Source organism: Erythrobacter sp. JB1-4 (assembly GCF_057365025.1).
Genome location: NZ_CP200292.1, coordinates 3,420,382 through 3,443,895 on the forward strand (window position 1 = coordinate 3,420,382; position 23,514 = coordinate 3,443,895).

Sequence of the window (23,514 nt, forward strand, 5' to 3'; positions counted from 1 at the left end):
CGGTCACAGTCAAGGGGGGCATTGAACACTATGGACACGTCAAACCCCGCTTTAGCATACGAATTGCAGGCTGCCTTGGATTGGTGGCAGTTGGCTGGTGTCGACAGTGACTTTAGCGATGACGCTACGGATTGGCTTGGTGAAACAGCGCCAACGGCAAAACCCGATCAGCAAAACTCGGCTCAGAAAATGCAGAGCGGCCCACAAGGCGGCAGGCCCGCGCGGGATAGAGCGCAGGATGAGAAATCTTCCAAGGCGATTGAGCGCAAGGACCTACTCGGCCCGAATCCTCCACAAACTCTTGAGGAGTTTCGCGAGTGGTGGCTGTCGGCTCCGGGTCTGGACGCGATTGGCCCACGTGGCCGAATAGCACCGCGCGGCCCTCAAGGAGCGAACCTTATGGTGCTTGTTATTGATCCAGAACAAGCCGACCGCGATACGCTCCTAAATGGGCCCCAGGGCAAGCTATTGAACAACATACTCATTGCTATGGGTGTCGACCCCGATTCGGTCTATGTCGCCTCTGCGCTGCCCCGCCACACCCCAATGGCGGATACAGCACATATTGCTGCATCCGGAATGGACGAAATCACGCAGTTTCACGTTAACCTTGTTTCCCCGCAGAGGGTCTTGGCTTTCGGTGCAGGCATCCCGCCGCTTTTGGGCCACGGATTAACGAATGACCTCTCGCTTTTACAAGAAATCAACCAAACAAGCACACCTATACCGCTGTTCGCGACTGAAGGACTGGACGCCATGATGGCGATGCCCCGTCTGAAGGCTAAGTTCTGGCGGAGATGGATCGAATGGTCGGCCCAAGAAAGACATTGAACGGGATAGTGTTTAAATCAATGCGCAAAGCTTTGACCGGTCTTGGGTTAGTGTCCGCCGTCATCATATCGCCTGTTGTGATGTCATCTGGCGCTGCGGCGCAAAATGGCAACTTGGTCGCGCAATATGAGCGGCAGAGCAGCTCTGTCCCTGCGCAGCTGAGTGCGGGCGAGCGTCGCCACTACCAGCAGGTTTTCGCAAGTATCGATGCTCAGAAGTGGGATGATGTTCGCGCGCTGCTTGGCAATTACACCGATAGCGTGCTGCATCAGATTGCGGTCGCCGAATTCTACACTCACTCCAAGAGCCCCAAGGTTTCCGCTGAGCAAATATCAGAGTGGTTTCGTGATGGCGTGCATCTGCCTCAATCCGAACAACTCGGACGTTTGGGCACACGGCGGGGGCTTGAATGGCTCCCAGCCTTCCCGCGGACCATCGATCTTGCCCGCCAACCCGGAATAACAAAGCGCACGCGCCCCCGCACGGTCAAAGATGGCACGCTCACTTCCGCCAATAAATCCGCGATCCTTGACGCGATCCGCAATGATGACCCGATGGGCGCGTACAGCGTACTTGAGCAAGCTGATCCATATTTGAGCTCAGCCTCGCGCGCAGAATGGCGCCAACGCGTCGCGTGGAGCTTCTATATCGAGAACGATGATCAGAACGCTCTCGCGCTCGCGCAAACCGTCTCGCACGGATCGGGCGCATGGGTTGCTGAAGGCGAATGGGTTGCAGGACTTGCAGCGTGGCGGCTTGGGTATTGCCAAGTGGCCGCAGACAGCTTTGCCCGTGCAGCGGATCGTTCCACCAATGCCGAACTGACCTCGGCGGCGCACTATTGGGCGCACCGCTCATTAGTCCGGTGCCGCGAGCCGGGCGCTGCGCAAGCTCACCTCGAAAGCGCAGCGCGTTATGACGAGACACTGTATGGTCTCCTTGCCGTCGATCAGCTTGGGATTGAACTGCCGTCCGCCGCGCCCGTGCAACAGCTCTCAAGCGCTGAGTGGAGCTCCGTTTCTGATCGCGCTAACATCCGCATCGCAAAGGCGCTGGTAGAGATTGGCCGGCCCGGTCTGGCAGACGAGGTGCTTCGTCACGAAGCGCGCATTGGTCGGGCTCAAGATTACTACGCGGTTGCCAAATTGGCGCGTGAACTGGGGCTACCTTCAACGCAGCTATTTATGTCCAATTACGCGCCTCGGGGCATGCGTGCTGAGCGTTCCTTGCGTTATCCGGTGGCCAATTGGCAACCTGCCACCGGCTGGCGAGTAGACCCATCGCTTGCCTTCGCGCACGCGCTTCAGGAAAGCAATTTTCGCGCAGGAGCCGTGTCTCCTGCCAATGCACGCGGCCTGATGCAGATTATGCCGGGCACCGCGCGCGACCATAATCGCCGGTTGAACCTCGGGGCGAGTTATGCGGATCTAAACAAGCCGGAGGTGAACCTTGCTTATGGTCAGCAACACCTTGAAATGCTGCGTGACAGCGGCGCGACGGGGGGCCTTCTGCCCAAGATCATGGCCGCCTATAACGCAGGCCTCACCCCGGTCAGCCGCTGGAACACCGAGATTAACGATCAGGGCGACCCGCTTCTATGGATGGAATCGATTCCCTATTGGGAGACGCGCGGATATGTCGCCATCGTGATGCGCAATTACTGGATGTATGAGCGCGCCGCTGGCGTCCCCTCGCCCTCTCGCCGTGCCCTTTCACAAGGACAGTGGCCTACCTTCCCGCTTCCCGCTAGAACCCGGTCTGCCTACATCGAGTATCAGCAGTAACGGGAAAGACCACAGTGGCGATTGACGAAACGCGGACCTTCAAACCCATCAATATCGCCGTCCTGACAGTCTCCGACACACGAACGCCTGAGACCGATACATCGGGTGATATCCTTGCGAAGCGTGTGACGGACAAAGGTCACAATCTGGCCTCCCGCACCATCGTCAAAGACGACGCCGAAGTCCTCGCCGCGCAATTTGATGCATGGATCGATGATCCCGATATTGACGCGGTTATCTCAACCGGAGGAACTGGCCTGACGGGCCGCGATGTAACCCCCGAAGCCTTCACCCGCATCGAAAGTGCACGCGACATCCCCGGTTTTGGCGAGCTGTTCCGTTGGCTCTCCTACAAGACCATCGGCACCAGCACCGTCCAATCCAGAGCCTGTGCCATAGTCGCGCGCGGCACCTATCTCTTCGCCCTCCCCGGCTCCAATGGAGCGGTCAAGGACGGGTGGGACGGCATCCTTGACGAACAACTCGACAGCCGCAATCGGCCCTGCAATTTTGTCGAGTTAATGCCACGCCTGACCGAGGATTGATGTGCGTTTGCCAGCGCTCTGCGCGATAACCTTCTTTCTAACGGCGTGCGCGCCGCCTGCCGATGTTGCTACTGTAAACAAGGCCTGCCTTGTCTCGCATGAACAAAGAGTGGATGCACACCAGCTTGATTGGGCCGACTTTGATCAGCGCGGCGGAGAACCGGGAAGCTTTCGCGAACTGGTAAACGCACAGTGTTATCCAGAAGCGTTCAATGCTTATCAGGATTGGATTCAACATGGACCAGGTTTTCAATCGCAAAGAGAGCGCGGTGTGGGCCATTTTCATATGGCTCAGACGCTTGGATTTATGGGCGACCGCGAAGGTGCGCTGTCTCTTCTGCCAAAGGCTCTGAGAAACGCAGACGGCAGCGATCCGGGGGCGGCAGAGTGGAATCATTATGTGACCGGGGTGAGAGCTTTTTTGAGAAAGACACCCCGTCTATTGAGCGTGCGATCCAATCACTCACCCAGATGAGCTCTCCTGCGTCTGAGCGATGGGCCATCGCACTTCGCTCGCTTACAAACTGCTTTGACGAAAGCTACTACGAGGCCACCTCACTTCGTTGCCGCGCTGAATAGGCGGTGATTTTGCAAGGGTCATGTCGCAATAATCCTTCACAAACGACCCTCGTTCCTTATATGTTCTCATTCGATGAGAAGCTCACAACACCCCGATTATCACAAGGGTCGAGGCGCCGCCTCTGCCAAGGTCCCCACCCGTTTTGGCCTCGCCTCGCGGGAGACCGACGGCGACTGGCGCGACTATGTGGAAAGCCTTGGCGCGCATGATGCGCCGCCGGTGAAATTACGCACTCAGGTGACGCAAGAGCGCCCAAAGACGATCCTTTCGTTCAACTCATCGCCTGATGTGCCGTTTGACCGCTCGATCAACGCCTATCGAGGATGCGAGCATGGCTGTGTGTATTGCTTTGCGCGCCCTACCCACGCCTATCACGATTTGTCGCCGGGCTTGGATTTTGAAACGCAGCTGTTTGCCAAACCAGAGGCGGCTGAGCTTTTGCGCAAGACGCTGGCCAAACGAGGGTACAAACCAGCGCCCATTGCGCTTGGCACCAACACTGATCCCTATCAGCCCATCGAGAAACGCTATCAGATCACGCGCGGAATATTGGAGGCGTGCCTTGATGCCCGCCATCCGGTGACGATCACGACAAAGTCTGACCGGGTCTTGCGCGATATTGATCTGTTGAAGAAGATGGCGCAGCGCAACCTCGTCGCGGTGGCGATCTCGGTGACCTCGCTTGACCCGGTGCTTTCGGGCAAATTGGAGCCGCGCTGTACAGCCCCTGTCAAACGGATTGCTGCTCTCGGAAAACTTGCTGAGGCTGGTGTACCCGTTCACTGCTCGGTTTCCCCCATCATCCCCGCGATCACTGATGAATTCATGGAAGAGATCATCGCGCGTGTTGGCGAAGTTGGTGTTAAGAGCGCCAATTGGATACCCCTACGCCTCCCGCACGAGGTCGCCCCGCTGTTTCGCGAGTGGTTAGCGGTTCACTATCCTGACCGCGCGAGCAAGGTGATGCGGATTGTGCGCGAGATACGTGGCGGCAAAGACAATGACCCCAATTTCTTCACCCGGATGAAGCCGCAAGGGGTTTGGGCCGACATGTTCCGTGCGCGGTTCGCCTTGGCGTGTAAACGCAGCGGTGTGGGACACGGGAAGACCGCGCCTAAGTTTGAGCTGGATTGTGAGGGGTTTCGCGCACCGGAAGTGGGCGGGCAGATGCGGCTGTTGTGAAGAGGTGCTTTCTCGAACCGAAAAAACCGGGACTTGTGGATCAATGCTCCCGATTCGTTTGGATCGGCTGCTTGTTAAAATGAGCGCGACCGTGCTCATACACGCACGAAAAGTCTCAATAATTTCAAAGATTGATTCACATGATTCAATCACCAAATTTTTCTTCACAGATTCGATTTGGGGGTTGCGCAACTAACGACTCAAGCTTTCACCGCGCGTCGCTGCACTGCAGCATGTGCTTGAACTCGAGCTCGATGCAATATCATGGTTAATAGTCCGTTGACCCGATTCAGCTTCTGATTCATCATCTGGTGGTCAGAGCGGTCTTGGGTCCAAACTAGGAGCGTGGGGAGCACACAGCCATGCTAGCCAGCTGCGGTCTATTCATACGACCTGTGTACGGCAGTGTCGCTCCCTCCTGACACTAGGTGACAAAAATGTAGGAAAATCGCAAATGCAAATCGCGGCTCTAGAAATCAGAGAAACCCCGTAAACCAGCGTTGCTAGCGACAAAGGCCTACTTTTTCCCACTGATTTTTTTGCGACAAACTCAGGTCAGTTTGTGAGGCGTCTCACCCAAAGCCCCCGCCAGCCTCGCCCGGCTTAAACCGCATCAAGCGGCTATCCATCAGCGCTGCCGTCCGGTTTACCACCGCAAGCTGATAGTCCGCATCCTTGATCATCGCAAAGAACGCGCCTGAATTGGGGTACTCAGCCACGAAGCCATCGTGCCAGACTTTGTCATCGGGCTCTGGTCCTGTGACCATAGTCTGAAACGCCCCGCGCCAAACGACTTTGCCGCCTACGCCTGCGAAGATCGGACCAGACGTCGTGCCATATTCCTCATAAGCGCGCCTGCCGGTCCAGCCATTGCCGTGGTGCTCATGGCCTTCCGGATACTCAGCCAGCTCGCGATATCGCAGCAGGTTGAGCATATGGATCGGTTCGTCACGTGGTAGGTCTTTGAACGCCTGAAAATTGGCCGGACTTGGGTCGATATAGGCTTTGGCCATATTTTGTATCCCTGTTTTTTGTATTCTGATGCTTTGGCCGCGTGGCTACGAGGCAGCGGGTCCATGGGTTGCCCAGACACGGTGGCGGCCATTGCGCATGATCAGCACCACTTGATAGCGGTCCACGCGGCTACCCTGCTCCATGCCGGGAGAACCGATCGGCATTCCGGGAACACTGAGCCCGACCGCATCGGGGCGCTCGGCAAGCAGGCGCTTGATGTCTTCAGCGGGCACATGGCCCTCAATCACGTAACCCTCGACCATGGCAGTGTGACACCCGCGCAAGTTGCGAGGCACCCCAGCGGCATCGGCAACCGGATTAAGATCATCGACATTACGCACCTGCATGTTGAAGCCCGCCGCTTCCATCCGTTCCACCCAAACCGCGCAGCATCCGCACCACGCAGTCTTTGCCACGTCGATCACGCTCGCTGCGGCAGAGGATGTACAGGCAAGCAGAGCAAGAGGCGCCATCACGGCGGCAAAGCAGGAATGCGCGCGTCTCATGTTCACCCCTCCAGCTTGTAGTCCGAGAACCGCTCGCGAAGGTCCTTCTTCGAGATTTTGCCGGTTGCCGTGTGCGGGATATCGTCCACGAACTCGACCGCATCAGGCAGCCACCATTTGGCGATGAGCGGCTTCAAGTGCTCAATGATATCATCGCCAGTGACGCTGGAGCCTTCGTTGCGAACAACGAACAGCACAGGCCGCTCATCCCATTTGGAGTGGTACATGCCCACACACGCCGCCTCGGCGACTTCGGGGTGACCAACGGCAGCGTTCTCAAGTTCAACCGAGCTGATCCACTCGCCCCCTGACTTAATCACGTCCTTGGTGCGGTCGGTCAGTTGGAGCGTGCCGTCGGGGTGAATGATGCCCACATCGCCTGTGTCGAACCAGCCATCGTTGTTGGTCGCATCGGCCTCTGCTTTGAGATAGCGGCGAATGATCCAGGGCCCACGAATTTGGAGTGCACCCGACGCCTCTCCATCGCGTGGCAGCTCAGTGGTCATATCGTCGAGGTCCACAATACGCAGCTCAACACCAAAAATCGGGCGCCCCTGCATCGCGGTCTTGTCGACCTTTTCGTCGAACGAAAGCTGATCCCAATCCCAAGTCGGTCCGCCAACGGTGCCGATAGGAGAGGTCTCCGTCATGCCCCAAGCATGCTGTACGCGGGTGCCGTTTTTCATGAGCCGCTCGATCATAAAGCGCGGGCAGGCCGAACCGCCGATAGTGGCCGCTTTCAAGGGCGGCAGATCGATGCCTTCTTTGTCACAATATTGGAAGTGTGCGAGCCAGACGGTCGGCACCCCTGCACTATCGGTCACACCTTCGCGGATCATCAGCTCGTGCAACACTGCCGGGTCATTGACCGCTGAAAACACGAACTTGATCCCTGCCATCGCGCCTGCATAGGGCAACCCCCACGAAGCCGCATGGAACATGGGCACCACCGGCAGCATGACTGACGAGCCAGAGAAATTAAAAGCCGCCGGTTGCAAGCCAGCCATCGCGTGCATGATGGTTGAGCGGTGCTCATACTGAACGCCCTTGGGGTTCCCCGTCGTGCCGCTGGTGTAGCAGATCATGCAGGGGTCGCGCTCGTCGCCTTGGAACCACTCATATTCGCCATCTTGCGCGCCGATCCAGTCCTCAAATGATTGCGCATTTTCCCCGGAATCAAAGCAGATGTAGTGTTCCACCGTGGTCCAGCGGTCTTTCATCTTGTCAACGATCGGCTGGAAAGCGGCATCATAAAGGAGCACCCGGTCTTCGGCGTGCGTCACAATATATTCCAGCTGATCTTCGAACAGGCGCGGGTTCACAGTGTGAAGCACACCGCCCATGCCAGCAACGCCGTACCAGCTGACCAGATGGCGCGAATGGTTCATGGCAAGGCTAGCCACGCGTTCACCGGGCTTAATACCAAGAGCCTCCAGTGCCTGCGCCATCTTTAAAGCATCGGCGCGAATGCCCGCCCAATCAGTGCGCGTCTCGCTGCCATCGGCCCAGCGCGTCACGATTTCACGTCCACCAGATTCGCGGGACGCTGCATCAATCACGTGCGTGATCCGCATCGACCAATCCTGCATAGCGCCAAGTGTTTGCGTGGGCATGGTAGTTTTCTCTCCCTTCAGGTGTCACCGGCCCTTTGCCAGGGCATCTCTTCGCACAGGATCATGGCGCTTGTGCGCACCCTTGGCAATTATGATCTTAAGGGAGCTCAAAAGAGTGTGCGCACACGGTTCGTCCCGTTAATCGGGCGCACCGTAATCAAAAATCGCCACAGCCCCTAATTTTCACTCAAAAAGAGGCTATTCCTACCATACCGGGATGAAAAATCGCGCTGCGTTCGAATTTCTTTCGGAACCTTGCGGAGTTTCCATTTGTATGCATTTCGGACCGACACTCGCTTGTCAGTATCGCGGGACGGCAATATTGGCTTTTGCGACTTAGACGAAAGGAAAATTGTGACTAAGAAGTTATTTTTATTGGCTGGAGCTGCAGCAATTGCCGCTGTTCCTGCACAGGCTCGTGAGGGCCAGCCTTACATCGGTATCGAAGGCGGATATGTGCTTGGCACCGACATCGACATGGATCTCGAGTCTCCCGCTGAGGAAGATCGCGCGGCTCGTGTTGACCGCGAAGGCGGCTTTGAAATTGGCGCCGTTGCCGGTTACGATTTTGGCCCTCTGCGTGTTGAGGCTGATCTTAGCTATCGCAAAAGCGATGTCGATGGATTGGAGGCAATCACGCCTGGCTTCATCAACAACACCGGTCTGCCCGTTGGCGCAGTCGACGCGGACATCGGCGCAGCTGACGTTTTCGCAGCGATGATCAACGGTATTCTCGAATTCGGCAGTGACGATGGCATTACCGTCTTTGCTGGCGGCGGTGCAGGGATCGCTCATGTTGAGGTCCAGGCTGGTAACAATACCATCGGCGTTCCGATTAGCGATGGCGACACCGGCCTTGCTTATCAGGCGCTCGCGGGTGCGCGCTTTGCCGTGAATGATAACATCGATCTTGGTCTAAAGTACCGTTACTTTGTGCGCGATGATGTGAACATCACTGCACGCAACGTGACTGAACTTGAAGCGAGTTATGAATCGCACTCAATCCTGGCGAGCCTGCTTTACAACTTTGGTGCGCCAACACCTCCGCCACCCCCACCACCACCGGCTCGTCCGGCTCCGCCGCCACCACCACCACCGGTTGCAGCACCACCACCACCTCCGCCGCCACCACCGCCGTGCAACACCGGGCCGTACATCGTGTTCTTTGACTTTGACGAATCTGTGATCACGTCGGACGCGGCAAGGATTTTGGACAATGCAGTCACGGCATACTCCAACTGCGGAACCGCTGCCGTGATGCTGGCAGGTCACACTGACAGGTCGGGCAGCAATTCTTACAACGAAGCTTTGGCCGGACGCCGTAACGCCAGCGTGACGCAATATCTCGCCGGCAAAGGCATTCCGATGGGCCGCATCTCATCACAAGCCTTTGGTGAAACGCAGAACCGTGTCCCAACCGAAGACGGCGTGCGCGAACTGCAAAACCGCCGCGTTGAAGTCACCTATGGCCCAGGCTCGGGCATGTAGATTTCCAGCTTCTTAGCTGAAACAAAAAACAAAATGGGGCCGGGAGAATGAACTCCCGGCCCCATTTTTTAGTCATGAGCAATCGAGAATAGCGTTTTACGCCACCAGTTTGAGATTTGCTCTGCCCCGCGCTGGGGTGAGCGATACGTTAGAAACGCCATCAACCTCCGCCAGACGCTCTGCCAAATCTCCGCCCAGAACAAAATTTGTACCAAGCCTTATATGCGCGTCCTCGTCATCGCTGAGCACGAGACGCAAGAGAACTTCGCCTTGCGCAGCCGGTGATGTGCCCAGTTCAAGCTTTAGCTCGGGGATGGCATCAAGGCTGTGAACATCGGCCTTAAGTATCATAGGGATCGAGCCGGAAACCGCAGCCAATGGTCTTGCTCCGCGAACGGTCAACCGCGGCGGCTCGCCAGGGTTGGGGCTGTCGAGTTCAACGGTCAAAAGCACGCACTCACCGCTAGCTGCCCACTCTGGGAATTTCTCCACAAGCGATTCCTCAAAGCATGCGCTGGAAAACTGGCCTGAGCTATCGGAGAAATCTGCCCTTATGAATTCGGCGCCACGCTTTGTTCGCCCTTTGCTTGCGCTTTCAACCATCGCCGCGATCATCGCAGTTGAGCGACCACCGGCAGGTGCGCCGCCGTCCATCAAGCTTTGGTAGGTTCGCGCACCATGCGCATTGGCAGCTTCGCGATATTGCTGCACGGGGTGCGCAGAGAAATAGAAGCCGAAGTTTTCACGCTCCTTTGCCATTTGTTCGATGCGAGGCCATGGCTCTGTGACTTGCAGGCGTAAGTCGTCTTGGGGGGCATTGTCGCCGCCAAAAAGACCCCCTGCCCGCTCGACCGCTCGCGCGCGGCGGCTTCTGCTGTGGCAAGCAGCAGGTCGGCATTAGCAAACAACTCGCCTCGATTGGGGTGAAGCCCGTCCAAGGCGCCTGCACAAATGAGACCCTCCAACTGGCGCCGGTTCATCGAGCCTTGGGGAATACGCTCGAAGAAGTCCTTGAGGCTTTCAAATTTCCCATTCGCCTCGCGCTCGGCAACGATGGCATCCATCGCTTTTTCGCCGACGTTGCGGATGCCGGCGAGCGCGTACCGCACGGCATAACCATGATCGGTTTGCTCGGTTGTGTATTTCGCCTGCGAGTAGTTCACATCGGGGGCGAGGACTTCGACACCTGCTCCCCCTTCACGCTCCACCGGATAGCGCCGCGCGTCATCGACGAAAATGCTGAGCTTGTCCGATTGGTGCATGTCGAAGCACATAGAGGCGGCGAAAAACTCCTCCGGATAATGCGCTTTGAGCCATGCGGTCTGGAAAGCGAGAAGCGCGTAAGCAGCCGCGTGTGATTTGTTGAAACCATAGCCTGCGAATTTGTCGATCAAATCGAAGAGCTCATTGGCTTGCTTCGCTTCGATATCAGAGACTTTCTTACAGCCTTCGACAAAGGTGCCGCGCTGTATGTCCATCTCTGCCTGGACCTTTTTACCCATGGCCCGGCGCAAGAGATCCGCATCACCCAGCGAATAACCGGCAAGAATTTGGGCGGCCTGCATCACCTGTTCCTGATAGACGAAAATGCCGTAGGTTTCTTTGAGAATACCCTCGAGCTTTGCGTGCGGATATTCAATCGGAACCTCGCCCGCTTTACGCTGTCCAAACAGCGGAATGTTGTCCATAGGCCCCGGACGATAGAGCGAGACCAGCGCGATGATATCGCCAAAATTCGACGGCTTCACCGCTTTCAGCGTCCGCCGCATGCCTTCCGATTCCAGCTGGAACACGCCCACGGTGTTACCCGACTGCATGAGGTCATAGACACCTGTGTCGTCCAGGGGCAGCGCGCCGAGATCAATGTCGATGCCTCGCTCTGCCAGAAGATCGACAGCTTTGCGCAGCACAGACAGCGTCTTGAGCCCCAAGAAGTCGAACTTGACCAGCCCAGAGCTCTCGACATTCTTCATGTCATATTGCGTCACCGGCATATCGGAACGCGGGTCGCGGTATAGTGGCACCAACTGCGCCAAAGGCCTGTCGCCGATCACGACGCCGGCGGCGTGGGTTGAGCTGTTTCGTGGCAGCCCCTCCAGCTGCAAGGCCAAATCAACGAGGCGCTTCACCTCATTGTCATTGTCGTACTCTTGCTTAAAATCAGCCGCACCATTGAGCGCACGCGGCAGTGTCCAAGGATCGGTCGGATGATTGGGGACCATTTTGCACAAACGGTCCACCTGACCATAGCTCATCTGCAAAATCCGCCCGCAATCGCGCAGCACCGCGCGCGCTTTCATCTTACCAAAAGTGATGATCTGCGCGACGTGATCGGCGCCGTATTTCTCTTGGACATAGCGGATGACTTCGCCGCGCCGTGTCTCGCAGAAATCGATATCGAAATCGGGCATGGACACACGTTCCGGATTCAAGAACCGCTCAAACAGCAAGCCCAATTGGATCGGGTCCAAATCGGTAATCGTCAGCGCCCATGCCACAATCGAGCCTGCACCAGAACCACGCCCCGGTCCCACCGGAATGCCCTGATCCTTGGCCCATTGGATAAAGTCAGCAACGATCAAAAAGTAGCCCGGGAACCCCATATTGACGATGATGCCAATCTCGTAATCGAGCCGTTCAAAATAGACCGCGCGGTCTTCATCTGAGAGGTCCTCATAGGAAGAAAGTCGATCTTCGAGCCCCGCTTTGGACAGGTCCGCGAGCATCTTGGCCTCGCCTTCCAAGTCGCCAGCAAGGCTCGGCAAAATAGGATCGCGGTATGGCGGCGCATAGGCACAGCGCTGAGCTATGACGAGGGTGTTCGAAATTGCCTCAGGCAGATCGATAAACAAGTCGCGCATCATATGCGCCGTTTTGACATATGCCTCTTGGTTGGTGCGCGGGCGGTCTTCATTCTCAACGTAGGTTGAATTTGCAATGCACAGCATGGCGTCATGCGCCTTGTGCATATGCGGTTCTGCAAAGTTCGAAGGATTGGTGGCAACCAACGGTAGGTTTCGCGCATAGGCCATATCGAGAAGCGGCTCTTCCGCGCGTTCGCACACGGGATCGCCGTGGCGCGCAAGCTCGATATAAAGGCGATTTGGGAACAGCATCTCAAGCTTTTCCACCAACTCGCGCGCCGCATCATTCTGCCCCTCGGCCAGAAGGCGGGTTAGAGCCCCCTCGCCTGCACCTGTCAAAGCAATCAGCCCGTCCGAATGCCCCTCCAGCTCAGACATCTGAACATGCGGCTCAAGCTCCAAAGGCCGGTCGAGGTGCGCCGCGGAAACCAGATGACACAGATTGTCATACCCCGCCTCGTCCTTGGCAAGCAGCGGCAGGTAATCGACGAGGCGTCCATCAGATCCTTCCCGTGCAACGCCCAAAAGCGTGCCAATAATCGGCTGAATGCCCTCACTCTTGCAAGCGCCTGCAAACATGACCGCTCCGTAAAGGCCATTGCGGTCACAAATGGAGATGGCGGGATACTCTCGCTCTTTGGCAAGTTTCGCGATGGCCTTGGGATCAATCGCCCCTTCGAGCATCGAGTATGATGAGAGCACGCGTAAAGGGACAAATGGAGCGAAGAGCATGACATTGAAGGTACGCCTCACCGCGCACCATTCAAGCTTGCGCGCGTGCCCACTTGGGGAAAAGCTGGGGGCAAGCTACTAAGGATGCGACGGGGGAAGCGCCGGGGAAGCGAAGGGAGAGACGCTATGGCCGAAATGATTGAGGTTGAGAACGTCAACACGCCAGGCAAAACCGCCAGAGTCAATGCTGCGAAATACGCTGATATGCACCAAGCGTTCGAAAAGGCTGTGCCGCACGCCTCACCGGGTCTCAATCAGAATGAGATCCGCGAGGGTGTGAAACCGCATTTATCAGAAACGCTGTTTCCGCAAGGCAGTACCTGCGGATGGTGGGCGAAGACCGTTCAACTCGACCTAGAGGCAAAGGGCAAACTTGTCCGCGAGGCGACGAAGCCGCTAAGATGGCACTGGAAGTAAGTGCCTAGAGCAGCTTCTCAATATCCTTCGCGATAGCTGAAGGCGCATCCTGCGGGCCATAACGTTTCACCACCGTGCCATCCCGATCGATCAGAAACTTGGTGAAGTTCCATTTGATCGAGGTTGACCCCATCAGGCCCTTTTTCTCCGACTTCATCCAGTCAAACAAAGGCGATGCATCCGCGCCGTTCACATCCACCTTCGCCATCAATGGAAAAGTGACACCGAAATTGACTTTGCAAAATTCAGCAATCTCATCGGCATTGCCCGGTTCTTGAGCGCCGAACTGATTGCACGGGAAGCCGAGGACTTCGAAATCTTTGTCCTTGAATTGCTGGTAAAGCTTTTCGAGCCCATCATACTGCGGCGTAAATCCACACTTCGACGCAGTGTTCACAACCAACAGAACCTTGCCCTGCTTAGTGGAAAGATCGAGGCTTTCGCCGCGGTTTGTGGTGACAGTAAAATCGGCAACAGTTGTCATGATTGGTCCGTATTCCTTGGTCGGTAAATCTGCGCAGGGCTATCTTCCCACGTCAAACCCTGATCGTTTGAGGCCTGCCTTTGCAAGGTAATGGTCCCGTCGGCGTTATGCGAGTAGATATCGCGCAAAAGATATGTGCGCTGACGAAAGAGGCCTTTCACACGCCAGGTTCCGGTGAGCACGATTTTCCCATCGTTGGCCTCTCCAACCATCTCAAACTGCCCCGTGGTTGGCATCACCGTCTGTTTGCGCCAGTTGCGCTCAGAGGGGTCAAAATAAAGGACTGAGACAAGCGAGTAGTCATTATTCGCTGTCCATCTTTGCAGCAGCGCACAGCCACCATTGATCCACTCGATCTCCATTTGCCCGAACAGACCTTCTCCCCCGTCCAACACGTTGTAGACGTTCCAGCTTCCAGCGAGAAAGTCGAAATCGTCAAAGCCAGTGCCCGCGCAGCCGCCTTTCTTGTGTGGTGGCAACTCTTTTGGGGGAGATGTAGAGACTGGACCTGTGGGAGGAGCTCTGGGTGGAACAGGCATCATCACAGGGGGTGGAGAAGGTGGCTGGCTTGCCGATTCTGGCACTGTTTGAGCGTCCTGCACCAAGGCAAGGGCCAATAAGTCCGACAGCATATTTGATCTCCCCAGATCGGCTCGCTCAGCCTAGCTTAGCACCCCATCGTGAAGCCGAACCACACGGTCCATCCGGCTCGCAAGCCGTTCATTATGCGTCGCAACCAAAGCCGCGCTCCCCTCGCCTCGCACGAGTTCGAGGAATTGCCCGAGCACAGTGTCAGACGTCGCTTCATCAAGGTTCCCGGTAGGCTCATCAGCAAGCACTAAGGTGGGTTGGTTCGCAAGAGCCCTCGCCACGGCAACCCTTTGTTGCTCACCACCTGAAAGCTGACTGGGACGGTGGGTCAGGCGATGACCAAGACCAAGGCTAGAAAGCAAGCTCTCAGCGCGCGCTTTTGCCTCTTCTTCCGGGGTCCCTGCCACCATCTGCGGCATCACCACATTTTCGGTAGCGTTAAAATCGGGCAGCAGATGGTGGAATTGATAGACAAAGCCCAAATGCTCACGCCGCACGCGGGTGCGCCCATCAGAGGCCATTTTCTCAGCACGCTCGCCTGCAATCTGGATTGAACCCTCAAAGCCACCCTCAAGCAAACCGACAGCTTGAAGCATGGTCGATTTACCCGAACCAGACGGCCCCAACAGTGCAACGATTTCACCCGGCATTATATCAAGATCAACCCCGCGCAGCACGTCGATGCGCGTCCCGCCTTGTTCAAAGCTGCGGCAAAGCCCGCGCAAAGATACAATCGGATTACTCATAACGCAGCACCTGCACAGGGTCGGTATTGGAGGCCTTTAGCGCCGGATAGAGCGTCGCCAAAAAGCTCATCGCAATTGCGAGGCTGACAATCCCTGCGATCTCCCATGGGTCCACTCGAACTGGCAGCGAGGTTAGGAAGCGCACTTGTGGGTCCCAAATCTCGACGCCCGTCACCGCAGCAATACCGTTCACAATCCCATTTCGGAAATAAAGCAGCACCAGCCCCAAAAGCAGGCCGACAAGCGTTCCCAATGAGCCAATGGTGGTGCCTGTCGTGACAAAAATCTTGAGAAGCGAGCGGCGCGATGCACCCATAGTGCGCATAATCGCAATGTCGCGCGTCTTCGCCCGCACCAGCATCACAAGGCTGGAAAGGATATTGAAACTAGCCACCAGCACCATAAAGCTGAGCACAAAGAACATCGCCACGCGCTCAACCTCAAGCGCTTCGAAAAGGGTCGAGTTGATCTGCTTCCAATCGGCAATAACCGCTCGGCCCGTGAGCTTTTCTTCAATTCCGCCCAGAATATCGCCAACATTGTCAGGGTCCGTAACGGTGACTTCGATAAGCCCAATCTTATCGCCCATCAGCAAAAGCGTCTGAGCATCTGACATGGGCATGATGACGAAGGTTTCGTCGAAGTCATAAAGGCCAATCTCGAAGATCGCCCCCACTTCATATCCGACTTGCCGGATTGATGTGCCAAACGGCGTTGCGCGGCCTTGCGGGTTTATGATGGTGATCGTGTCGCCGACGCGAATACCGAGGTTTGTGGCTAGCTGTACGCCCAAGGCCACCCTGCCGCTTCCAGGGGTCACATTAGCCATATCGCCCATAATGACTTTGTCAGACATGGACGCGATATCTTCAGCTGTGTTGCCGCGCACGAAAATCGCATTGTTGCGGCCGTTGTAGCCAGCGATGAGTGGCTGTTCGATCAACGGCGAGGCGCTGATCACACCCTCTGTTTCACGAACCTCGTCGAGCACGCCCTCCCAATTGTCGAGCTCACCCCCATAGGCCTGAATGATCGCATGGCCGTTTAGCCCTGCAAATTTGTCCAGCATTTCAGAACGAAAGCCGCCCATAACGCTCATCACAAGGACAAGCATGGCAACAGACAGCATCACAACGCCCACTGAGATACCGGCGACAAGAGCGATAAACGCCTCGCCTTTGCCCGGCCATAAATAGCGCTTGGCGATCATTCTTTCGAAGGGTGTGAGCATGATTGGATGCGCTTGTGATCAGTCCTTGGTGAACGCAGGCTGTAAGCGCCTGATAGCGCCTGCACAATGTGCAATGCAGCGCTATCTGTGTGTAATCCAATAGCCTCACTTTTGTGCCCTTCGCGAACCCATCCGTAGAATCTCGGGGAGCAGGTCAGAAGAACGCTTGTAATTGATCGGTAACACAGCCATTGACCTCGCCATCAGCGGGGATCTTACGACAGCGCAGCGGGCGAGGAACGTAATGGCAGTTACCGAAAAGGGTCAGTTTGACGGTAATATCACCCACCCATTCTACGATGAAGACGGCGATAAGCTGCGCGAGGAATGCGGTGTTTTTGGTGCGATCAATGCAGAGGCAGCCTCAGCGGCAACGGCGTTAGGCTTGCACGCTCTTCAACACCGCGGTCAAGAGGCCGCTGGCATTACCAGCTTTGACGGCAACGACTTCATCTCGCGCCGCGGGCTTGGCCAGGTCGCAGAGCACTTCTCTTCCCAAGAAGCGATTGATGAACTCCCCGGTTCAATGGCGGCAGGCCATGTGCGCTATTCCACCACCGGAGGCGCAGGACTACGCAATGTGCAGCCGCTTTATGCAGAGCTTGCAAGTGGCGGCTTTGCGATTGCGCACAATGGCAATATTTCGAACGCCTTGGCTTTGCGTAAAGACCTGGTTGGCAAAGGCTCGATCTTCCAATCGACCTCTGACACTGAAGTTATCATCCACCTTGTCGCAACCTCGCGTTATCCAACGGTCGCTGATCGGCTGATTGATGCGCTGCGCCTTGTTGAAGGTGCATATGCGCTGATCGTCATGACGCCTGAGGGCATGATTGCCTGCCGCGATCCACTTGGCATTCGCCCGCTTGTCATGGGCAAAATGAAAAAGAGCGACGGGACCGACACGATCCTTTTCGCCAGCGAAAGCGTCGCCTTTGACGTTGTCGGCGCAGAATTTGTCCGTGAAATTGAACCGGGCGAAATGCTTCAGGTGGGCTTCGACGGCAAGATTGACTCGATGCGCCCCTTCGGCAGCCCGCCTCCTCGCCCTTGCATTTTCGAACACGTCTATTTCAGCCGCCCGGACAGCACTTTTGCAGGCCAGAGCGTCTATGAAGCACGCAAAGCCATCGGGCGCGAGCTTGCGATCGAGGCTCCTTGCGATGTCGATCTCATCGTACCTGTTCCCGACAGCGGCGTTCCGGCAGCCATCGGATATGCGCAAGAATCGGGTGTGCCGTTTGAGCTTGGCATTATCCGTTCGCACTATGTGGGCCGCACCTTCATTCAACCCGGAGACGGCGCGCGCGATTCATCGGTAAAGCGCAAACACAACGCCAATCGCGGCCTTGTCGAGGGCAAACGCATCGTCCTCATCGACGATTCAATCGTGCGCGGCACGACCAGCCTCAAGATTGTGCAAATGATGCGCGATGCAGGGGCCAGCGAAGTGCATTTCCGCGTCGCCAGCCCGCCAACCGCGCATTCCTGCTTTTACGGTGTAGACACGCCTGAACGCTCCAAATTGCTCGCCGCACGGATGGATCTGGAGCCGATGCGCGAATATATCCAAGCCGATAGCCTTGCTTTCATCTCGATTGATGGCCTTTACCGCGCGGTCGGATCGAAGGGCCGTGATAAATCCTGCCCCCAGTTTTGCGATGCGTGCTTTACCGGCGAATATCCAACCTCGCTCACCGATATCGTGCGCGCCAAGGAAGGGAGCGATGAGCTCCCTTTTGCTGATCCCAAAGCAGCCTGATAAGGGCCCCAAATGACCGATACAAAACCACTCGCGGGACAAACCGCACTCGTCACTGGTGCAAGCCGAGGCATTGGCGCTGCGACCGCTATCGCATTGGCCAATGCAGGCGCGCACGTGATCATCACCGCGCGCAAGGTTAAAGAGCTCGAAGCGGTTGAGGACAAAATCCACGAGGGCGGCGGGACTTCCACCATTGCGCCGGTTGATATGATGGAACCGGACGCGATCAGCCGCTTAGCAGGTGCCATTGCTGGGCGCTGGGACACGCTTGATCTGATGGTGATTTCAGCGGCTTACCTGCCGGACCTCACACCGCTTAGCCAGATTGACCCAAAACAGTTCAACACCGCAATCTTGACAAATGTTGTCGCCACACAGGCCCTTTTGGCAGGGTTCGACCCGCTTCTTCGCCGCGCAAAACAGGGCAAAATCATCGGTTTGACGAGCAGCGTTGGAGCTTCCCCCGCGCATTTTGGGGTGCCTACGGCTCGACTAAGGCCGCCTTCGACAACCTTCTCGAGACTTACGGCGCAGAAGTTGAAAAGCTGAGCGAATTGCGCGTGGCCATTGTTGACCCCGGAGCCACACGCACGGCGATGCGGGCCCGCGCGTATCCCGGCGAAAACCCCGAGACTCTCAAAGCGCCAGAAGTGGTCGCCGAGCGCTTGGTCGCGCTTGCCGTCAATGGCTTTGAAACCGGCCACCGCGAGCGGATCGATTGACCTTGTGGCGGTGCACGGGATGGATGTTAAGAAAGTCCGTTCGTTAGCGCGCCCTTAACCTTACTTTGCAACTTTCTCTTATAGCGACCTGTGGCAGATCGTACGCGATCAGGAAATTCACCCGCTGATTTGAAGAAGGTTTGTCAAGGCTATGCCATCTGCGACGAATAGCTATCACACCGCAGCACAGGAAGATCGCTGCTCACCGCGCACGCGGCTGACTATCCCTGCAACGCTTCGGGCGTCGGGTGGGCGCGCGTTTCAGACCAATGTGCAGGATCTTTCGATCTCGGGCTTCTCGGCAAGCTCGATCAACCGCATGCATGAAGGCCAGATGTGCTGGCTGACCCTGCCCGGTCTTGAATCGCTTCAAGGTCAGGTCGTGTGGTGGGAAAACTGCATCGTAGGCGTCGCGTTCGAAGAGCTTTTGAGCCCAATCGTGCACGACAACATCCTGCAACGCTATAGCAATACTGGCGTCTCGCGCACGATCATCTGATCGGCAACGCCGACGTTTAATCGACCGCTGAAATCCTTTCCGCCACATCACGCCATGCCGCACGGTGGGCGTTGCTGGTCGCAGTCGACCAATTGCCTACGACGGTGAGCACCAGTTCTTCTTCGGGAATGATGGTAATCGACTGCCCAAATATCCCCTGCGCGCCAAAGCCGCTGGGATAAGTCCACCATTGGTAGCCATAGCCGAAACCCTTCGCGCTCGGATTGGTGGCACTGAAGTCAACATGAGCTTTGCCGGCTTCGGCAAACCATTCCTCTGGCACGCTATCCCCGCCGCCTTCGAGGACGAATACGCCCATGCGCGTGTAGTCGCCAAGCGAGAGCGACAGGCAACACCCTCCGATGCTCCCCCCGCGCGTATCGGCCATCCAGAACAGACCGTTCTCAAAGCCTGCTGGCTCGACGATCTTTTCCTGTGCGTATTCCGCAAGGGAAAGGCCAACCGCGTTCTCGATCACAAGACCGATAAGGTTGGTCTCACCCGTCTTATAGAGCCACTTTTCCCCCGGAGCCGTCTCGCGGCCAAGCTCGCGAAGCTGCGCAACGGATGCCTCAGAGCCGTATTTCAGCATGTACTCATTCATGCGCGCGACGTCAGATTTGGGGTCGGTGTAATCCTCATTCCACGCAACGCCGCTGGTCATGGTGGCGATTTGGCGCACGGTAACACCGTCATAAGCTGAGCCAATCAGCCCGGGCACATAGGCGGTCACCGGATCATCAAGGCTTGAAATAAAGCCGTCGTGTACTGCCGCACCAAGCAAGGTCGAGGTAAAGCTCTTCGCGACCGAAAAGCTTGTCCAACGCTGATCTTGAGCAAGGTCGAGGCCATATTCCTCAAACCGTACCGTGCCCCGTTTGTGTACCATGACGCCCGCAGCATTCGTCTCAGCCATCACTTTGCGAATGTGGGCAGCAAGATCATCCGGCAGGCTTTCGCCTCGCGTTAAACTGCGCGGATTGGTCGAAGCTGGCACCTCCTTGCCAGGAAACCAGTTTTCCATTTCGCGAAAGCGCATGGTGCGCTGTTCATCGTTCCAGAACAGGACTTGGAGTTCTTCTGCGCCGCGCTCTGGTGGAAGCACATCCTCAACCACCGCGAGAACGGGCGGCGCGCTATCGACACCTTCGGCTGCGCCATAGCTGCAGGCGGTTAGAGAGAGCGCCGCTACGCCCGCAAACAGGAATGCCAGTCGGTTCATTGTACAGGTTCGCCTTCTTCTGCGGGTGAGAGGGGATCAATAGCGGCCTGGACGCTGCGATAAAACGCTTGGCGCTGCTCGGCTTGTTCGGCTGGCGTTGCGCTTGGCCAATTGGCGTTAGACGCAATCAACAGATCGCGCGCGGGATCGATAAAGATGCCCTGCCCGAATATGCCTTGGGCGGCATATGAGCCATCATCATAGGTCCACCATTGATAGCCATAACCGCGGCCATCTGTGCCAATATCTGCTTGCTTGACTGTGGCCGCTTCAATCCAGCCCTCTGGCAGAACCGCTTTGCCATCCACCTTGCCTCCGCCAAGCATAAACAGGCCAAAGCGCGCCATATCACGCGTCGCCGCCTGAATGCAGCAGCCGCTGATTTCATTGTCCGAATTGTTGAGCAGCCATGTCGCATCCTGCTGCATCCCAAACGGCGCCCAAATTTTCTCTGAGAGATAGTCAGCCAAAGGCTTGCCGGTGGCCTCGCTCACCAAAATGCCGATGAGATTGGTTTCACCGGTTTTATACACCCACTTCTCACCCGCTGGTGCCTCGCGCGGGAGCGAGCGCATATAGCTGACGGTGGTGTCCATGCCCGCTTCAGGCTGGTGATTGTTGAACTTCGCGACGTCAGAATTGGGATCGCCATAGTCTTCATTCCAGGCAACGCCGCTGGTCATGGTGAGCAACTGCTCGACCGACACATCGTCATAGGCGGAGCCTTTGAGGTCTTCGATATATTTGGTTACCGGGTCATCAATGGAGTCGATCGCCCCATCCGCGATGGCCGCGCCCACAAGGGTCGAGGTTAGGCTCTTTGCGACGGAAAAGCTTGTCCATTTGCCGTCGGCTGAAAAATCGAGGCCGTAGTCTTCGAACACCACCGCGCCCTTGTGCACGATTACTAGGGCTGAGGCGCGTTGGTCGGCCATATAAGCTCTGACATCTGTAGGAATTTCGAGCAGTTCGCCCTCAGCAAGCTCCAGCGTTTCATCACCTGCCGCAATAGTCCGCGCCCCTGCCAACATGGGGAAGCCATCGAGTACGCGGAAGCCAGCATCGCGCTCTTCCACCGACCAGAAAAGGACGTTTGGATCGGTCTGCCCTTTGGCCAGAAACGCGCGTGCGTCCTTATCAAGTGAGAACCAAGCTACGCCTAAGCCGACCACCAGCAATGCTAGAAGTAAGAGAATTGCTTTCTTCATGAGGTGATCCCGCTCCCACTGAAATCGTGAACGCTCTACGGCGTCTGAGCTGGCTTTTCCCATGCTAATTGGCAGGTGGCAAGCGTATCAATCGCCTTTCATCGCTTTGTACGCCGTAAGCGCCCTCTCACGCGCGGCCTTATGCGCAATCATCTTGGGCGGATAGGCTTTTGGAAGGCACCCGTGCTCTTCGGGATCGTGGATATAGGGTTCGTCAAGATCGCTGAGCTCTGGCACAAATTTGCGTATGTAGTTTGCGGCATCGAACTTCTCCGACTGGCTAAGCGGGGCCATAATCCGCACGAACATATTGGAATCGACGCCTGTTCCCGCCGTCCACTGCCAATTGGTGGCATTGGAGGCGTAGTCGGCATCCAGCAACGTGTCCCAGAACCATTGTTCGCCGTGCCGCCAATCGATCAGCAAGTGCTTGATCAAAAAGCTCGCCGTGATCATCCGCACCCGGTTGTGCATCCAACCGGTCTGCCACAACTCCCGCATGCCAGCATCCACAATCGGATAACCGGTGCGACCTTGCTGCCATTTCTTGAGGTCTTTGGCCGCCTTTTCGTCGGTCTCAGGGTCACGCCATTCGATCTGGTCGAAGTCCTCGCGGTAATTGCTGCGGGCATAGAGCGGAAACTGTGCCACCGTGTTCTGCGCATAATCGCGCCAGATCAGCTCGCTTTCGTAGGTGTCCCAGCCCTTGGAGCGTTTGTGTTTAAAGTGATGCCAGATTTGCACCGGCGTAATCTCGCCAAAGTGCAAATGCGGGGAGAGTTTTGATACCTTATCGACACTGGGAAAATTGCGTTTGTCATCATAGTCATCAACGTGGGTCTCCCACCAATCGAGACGTGCGTGAGCCGCCTCTTCGCCGACCTCCCATGCCTCGGCTATGCCACCTGACCAATCGGGCTTCGTCGGAAGCAGGTCCCAATCCGCAAGCGCATCGCTCTTGGGCCAGCTCTCGGGTGAAGACAGCGTTTCAGGCTCGGGCAGTTCATCGCGCGGCGGGAATTGCGCACGCACGGCTCGGCTGAATGGGGTGTATATCTTATACTGCCCGCCAGTGCCCGTTTTGATTGAGCCCATCACGGTGAGGAAATTCGCATCATCATAACGCTGAAGGTCGATTTCCTCAGCGAGCTGTTTCTCTGCATTGCGCCACCACGGCTCATAATGGCGGTTGGCGTGGATGGTTGTCGCACCTGTTTCTTTCGCGATTTCAAGCAATTGTTCCACGCAGTCGCCTTTGCGAAGGACAATTTTTGCATGGCGCTTGGCAAAACTTGTCTGCAAACTCTCAAGCGAATGGTGCAGCCACCAACGCGACGCGCCGCCATATGCATGGGTTTTCGCGACCGTGTCATCGAGCACGTAAACCGCGACAACAGGCCCCCTTTTGGAGGCTTCGAAAAGGGCGGGATTGTCGGCCAAACGCAGGTCGCGCCTTAGCCACACTATTTGTGTTTCACTCATGTGTGCAA

At 56.7% G+C, this 23,514-nt stretch carries 18 protein-coding genes and 2 pseudogenes; 9 read left to right on the top strand and 11 right to left on the bottom strand.

Going from position 1 to position 23,514, the window contains the following annotated elements; all coding sequences use genetic code 11:
* The first annotated feature begins 30 nt into the window (after positions 1 to 30).
* The 4 genes from AC0V61_RS16060 to AC0V61_RS16075 all read left to right on the top strand — a co-directional run bounded on the left by AC0V61_RS16060 (position 31) and on the right by AC0V61_RS16075 (position 4,922).
* Positions 31 to 831, top strand: a complete 801-nt coding sequence (locus AC0V61_RS16060; RefSeq protein WP_486159194.1) for a uracil-DNA glycosylase family protein — start codon at positions 31 to 33, stop codon at positions 829 to 831.
* An 8-nt stretch (positions 832 to 839) separates the two neighbouring features.
* Positions 840 to 2,615 carry a lytic transglycosylase domain-containing protein gene (locus AC0V61_RS16065; RefSeq protein ID WP_486159196.1) on the top strand — a complete coding sequence of 592 codons (1,776 nt, stop codon included), beginning with the start codon at positions 840 to 842 and terminating at the stop codon, positions 2,613 to 2,615.
* A 14-nt stretch (positions 2,616 to 2,629) separates the two neighbouring features.
* The gene (gene moaB, locus AC0V61_RS16070) at positions 2,630 to 3,160 is read left to right on the top strand and encodes a molybdenum cofactor biosynthesis protein B (RefSeq protein WP_486159198.1); all 531 of its coding nucleotides are present in this window, start codon (positions 2,630 to 2,632) and stop codon (positions 3,158 to 3,160) included.
* A 652-nt stretch (positions 3,161 to 3,812) separates the two neighbouring features.
* Positions 3,813 to 4,922, top strand: a complete 1,110-nt coding sequence (locus tag AC0V61_RS16075) for a PA0069 family radical SAM protein (RefSeq protein WP_486159200.1) — start codon at positions 3,813 to 3,815, stop codon at positions 4,920 to 4,922.
* Positions 4,923 to 5,494: 572 nt separating this feature from the next.
* On the opposite strand, the gene AC0V61_RS16080 is transcribed toward AC0V61_RS16075, so the two are convergent.
* From AC0V61_RS16080 to AC0V61_RS16090, 3 genes are read right to left on the bottom strand one after another with little or no spacing between them, the layout of a single operon-like run.
* Positions 5,495 to 5,935: a DUF1330 domain-containing protein gene (locus AC0V61_RS16080; protein WP_486159202.1), complete on the bottom strand. Its 441-nt coding sequence runs from the start codon at positions 5,933 to 5,935 to the stop codon at positions 5,495 to 5,497.
* A gap of 45 nt (positions 5,936 to 5,980) precedes the next feature.
* Positions 5,981 to 6,442, bottom strand: coding sequence for a DUF411 domain-containing protein (locus AC0V61_RS16085; protein WP_486159204.1), 462 nt, complete (start codon positions 6,440 to 6,442; stop codon positions 5,981 to 5,983).
* A 2-nt stretch (positions 6,443 to 6,444) separates the two neighbouring features.
* Entirely contained in the window at positions 6,445 to 8,055 is a 1,611-nt protein-coding gene (locus AC0V61_RS16090) for a long-chain fatty acid--CoA ligase (RefSeq protein ID WP_486159206.1), read from the bottom strand.
* 375 nt (positions 8,056 to 8,430) lie between these two features.
* On the opposite strand from AC0V61_RS16090, the gene AC0V61_RS16095 reads away from it, so the two are divergent.
* Positions 8,431 to 9,543 carry an OmpA family protein gene (locus AC0V61_RS16095; RefSeq protein ID WP_486159208.1) on the top strand — a complete coding sequence of 371 codons (1,113 nt, stop codon included), beginning with the start codon at positions 8,431 to 8,433 and terminating at the stop codon, positions 9,541 to 9,543.
* 96 nt (positions 9,544 to 9,639) lie between these two features.
* Here AC0V61_RS16095 and dnaE read toward each other — a convergent pair.
* Positions 9,640 to 13,139, bottom strand: a pseudogene (gene dnaE, locus AC0V61_RS16100) (DNA polymerase III subunit alpha).
* 126 nt (positions 13,140 to 13,265) lie between these two features.
* On the opposite strand from dnaE, the gene AC0V61_RS16105 reads away from it, so the two are divergent.
* Positions 13,266 to 13,556: a DUF6958 family protein gene (locus AC0V61_RS16105; RefSeq protein ID WP_486159210.1), complete on the top strand. Its 291-nt coding sequence runs from the start codon at positions 13,266 to 13,268 to the stop codon at positions 13,554 to 13,556.
* 4 nt (positions 13,557 to 13,560) lie between these two features.
* Here the strand turns inward: AC0V61_RS16105 and AC0V61_RS16110 are convergent, their stop codons facing one another.
* The 4 genes from AC0V61_RS16110 to AC0V61_RS16125 form a co-directional block, all read right to left on the bottom strand.
* Positions 13,561 to 14,040 (bottom strand): glutathione peroxidase, encoded by a 480-nt coding sequence (locus tag AC0V61_RS16110; protein ID WP_486159212.1) that lies wholly within the window; start codon positions 14,038 to 14,040, stop codon positions 13,561 to 13,563.
* The gene (locus AC0V61_RS16115) at positions 14,037 to 14,519 is read right to left on the bottom strand and encodes a hypothetical protein (RefSeq protein ID WP_486159214.1); all 483 of its coding nucleotides are present in this window, start codon (positions 14,517 to 14,519) and stop codon (positions 14,037 to 14,039) included. Before AC0V61_RS16115 ends, AC0V61_RS16110 begins: the two co-directional genes overlap by 4 nt.
* Positions 14,520 to 14,702: 183 nt before the next feature.
* Positions 14,703 to 15,377 (bottom strand): ABC transporter ATP-binding protein, encoded by a 675-nt coding sequence (locus AC0V61_RS16120; RefSeq protein WP_486159216.1) that lies wholly within the window; start codon positions 15,375 to 15,377, stop codon positions 14,703 to 14,705.
* The gene (locus AC0V61_RS16125) at positions 15,370 to 16,611 is read right to left on the bottom strand and encodes a lipoprotein-releasing ABC transporter permease subunit (protein WP_486159612.1); all 1,242 of its coding nucleotides are present in this window, start codon (positions 16,609 to 16,611) and stop codon (positions 15,370 to 15,372) included. Before AC0V61_RS16125 ends, AC0V61_RS16120 begins: the two co-directional genes overlap by 8 nt.
* 241 nt (positions 16,612 to 16,852) lie before the next feature.
* On the opposite strand from AC0V61_RS16125, the gene purF reads away from it, so the two are divergent.
* The 3 genes and pseudogenes from purF (at position 16,853) to AC0V61_RS16140 (ending at position 19,594) form a co-directional block, all read left to right on the top strand.
* Positions 16,853 to 18,370: an amidophosphoribosyltransferase gene (gene purF / locus AC0V61_RS16130; protein ID WP_486159217.1), complete on the top strand. Its 1,518-nt coding sequence runs from the start codon at positions 16,853 to 16,855 to the stop codon at positions 18,368 to 18,370.
* Positions 18,371 to 18,382: 12 nt separating this feature from the next.
* Positions 18,383 to 19,095, top strand: a pseudogene (locus AC0V61_RS16135) (SDR family NAD(P)-dependent oxidoreductase).
* Between the two features lie 151 nt (positions 19,096 to 19,246).
* A complete protein-coding gene (locus AC0V61_RS16140) occupies positions 19,247 to 19,594 on the top strand; it encodes a PilZ domain-containing protein (protein WP_486159219.1) in 348 nt (115 codons plus the stop codon).
* A gap of 16 nt (positions 19,595 to 19,610) precedes the next feature.
* Here AC0V61_RS16140 and AC0V61_RS16145 read toward each other — a convergent pair whose 3' ends face one another.
* The 3 genes from AC0V61_RS16145 to AC0V61_RS16155 form a co-directional block, all read right to left on the bottom strand.
* The gene (locus AC0V61_RS16145; protein ID WP_486159221.1) at positions 19,611 to 20,816 is read right to left on the bottom strand and encodes a serine hydrolase domain-containing protein; all 1,206 of its coding nucleotides are present in this window, start codon (positions 20,814 to 20,816) and stop codon (positions 19,611 to 19,613) included.
* Positions 20,813 to 22,024, bottom strand: a complete 1,212-nt coding sequence (locus AC0V61_RS16150; protein ID WP_486159223.1) for a serine hydrolase domain-containing protein — start codon at positions 22,022 to 22,024, stop codon at positions 20,813 to 20,815. Before AC0V61_RS16150 ends, AC0V61_RS16145 begins: the two co-directional genes overlap by 4 nt.
* 87 nt (positions 22,025 to 22,111) lie before the next feature.
* Entirely contained in the window at positions 22,112 to 23,506 is a 1,395-nt protein-coding gene (locus tag AC0V61_RS16155) for a cryptochrome/photolyase family protein (RefSeq protein WP_486159225.1), read from the bottom strand.
* Positions 23,507 to 23,514: the final 8 nt, after the last annotated feature.

What these genes read in the sequence shown, in the direction of transcription:
- AC0V61_RS16080 (WP_486159202.1), bottom strand. Translation starts at nt 5,935, where the DNA reads ATGGCCAAAGCCTATATCGACCCAAGTCCGGCCAATTTTCAGGCGTTC.
- AC0V61_RS16150 (WP_486159223.1), bottom strand. Translation starts at nt 22,024, where the DNA reads ATGAAGAAAGCAATTCTCTTACTTCTAGCATTGCTGGTGGTCGGCTTA.
- AC0V61_RS16145 (WP_486159221.1), bottom strand. Translation starts at nt 20,816, where the DNA reads ATGAACCGACTGGCATTCCTGTTTGCGGGCGTAGCGGCGCTCTCTCTA.
- AC0V61_RS16110 (WP_486159212.1), bottom strand. Translation starts at nt 14,040, where the DNA reads ATGACAACTGTTGCCGATTTTACTGTCACCACAAACCGCGGCGAAAGC.
- AC0V61_RS16140 (WP_486159219.1), top strand. Translation starts at nt 19,247, where the DNA reads ATGCCATCTGCGACGAATAGCTATCACACCGCAGCACAGGAAGATCGC.
- AC0V61_RS16120 (WP_486159216.1), bottom strand. Translation starts at nt 15,377, where the DNA reads ATGAGTAATCCGATTGTATCTTTGCGCGGGCTTTGCCGCAGCTTTGAA.
- AC0V61_RS16155 (WP_486159225.1), bottom strand. Translation starts at nt 23,506, where the DNA reads ATGAGTGAAACACAAATAGTGTGGCTAAGGCGCGACCTGCGTTTGGCC.
- AC0V61_RS16060 (WP_486159194.1), top strand. Translation starts at nt 31, where the DNA reads ATGGACACGTCAAACCCCGCTTTAGCATACGAATTGCAGGCTGCCTTG.
- AC0V61_RS16085 (WP_486159204.1), bottom strand. Translation starts at nt 6,442, where the DNA reads ATGAGACGCGCGCATTCCTGCTTTGCCGCCGTGATGGCGCCTCTTGCT.
- AC0V61_RS16105 (WP_486159210.1), top strand. Translation starts at nt 13,266, where the DNA reads ATGGCCGAAATGATTGAGGTTGAGAACGTCAACACGCCAGGCAAAACC.
- AC0V61_RS16090 (WP_486159206.1), bottom strand. Translation starts at nt 8,055, where the DNA reads ATGCCCACGCAAACACTTGGCGCTATGCAGGATTGGTCGATGCGGATC.
- purF (WP_486159217.1), top strand. Translation starts at nt 16,853, where the DNA reads ATGGCAGTTACCGAAAAGGGTCAGTTTGACGGTAATATCACCCACCCA.
- AC0V61_RS16075 (WP_486159200.1), top strand. Translation starts at nt 3,813, where the DNA reads ATGAGAAGCTCACAACACCCCGATTATCACAAGGGTCGAGGCGCCGCC.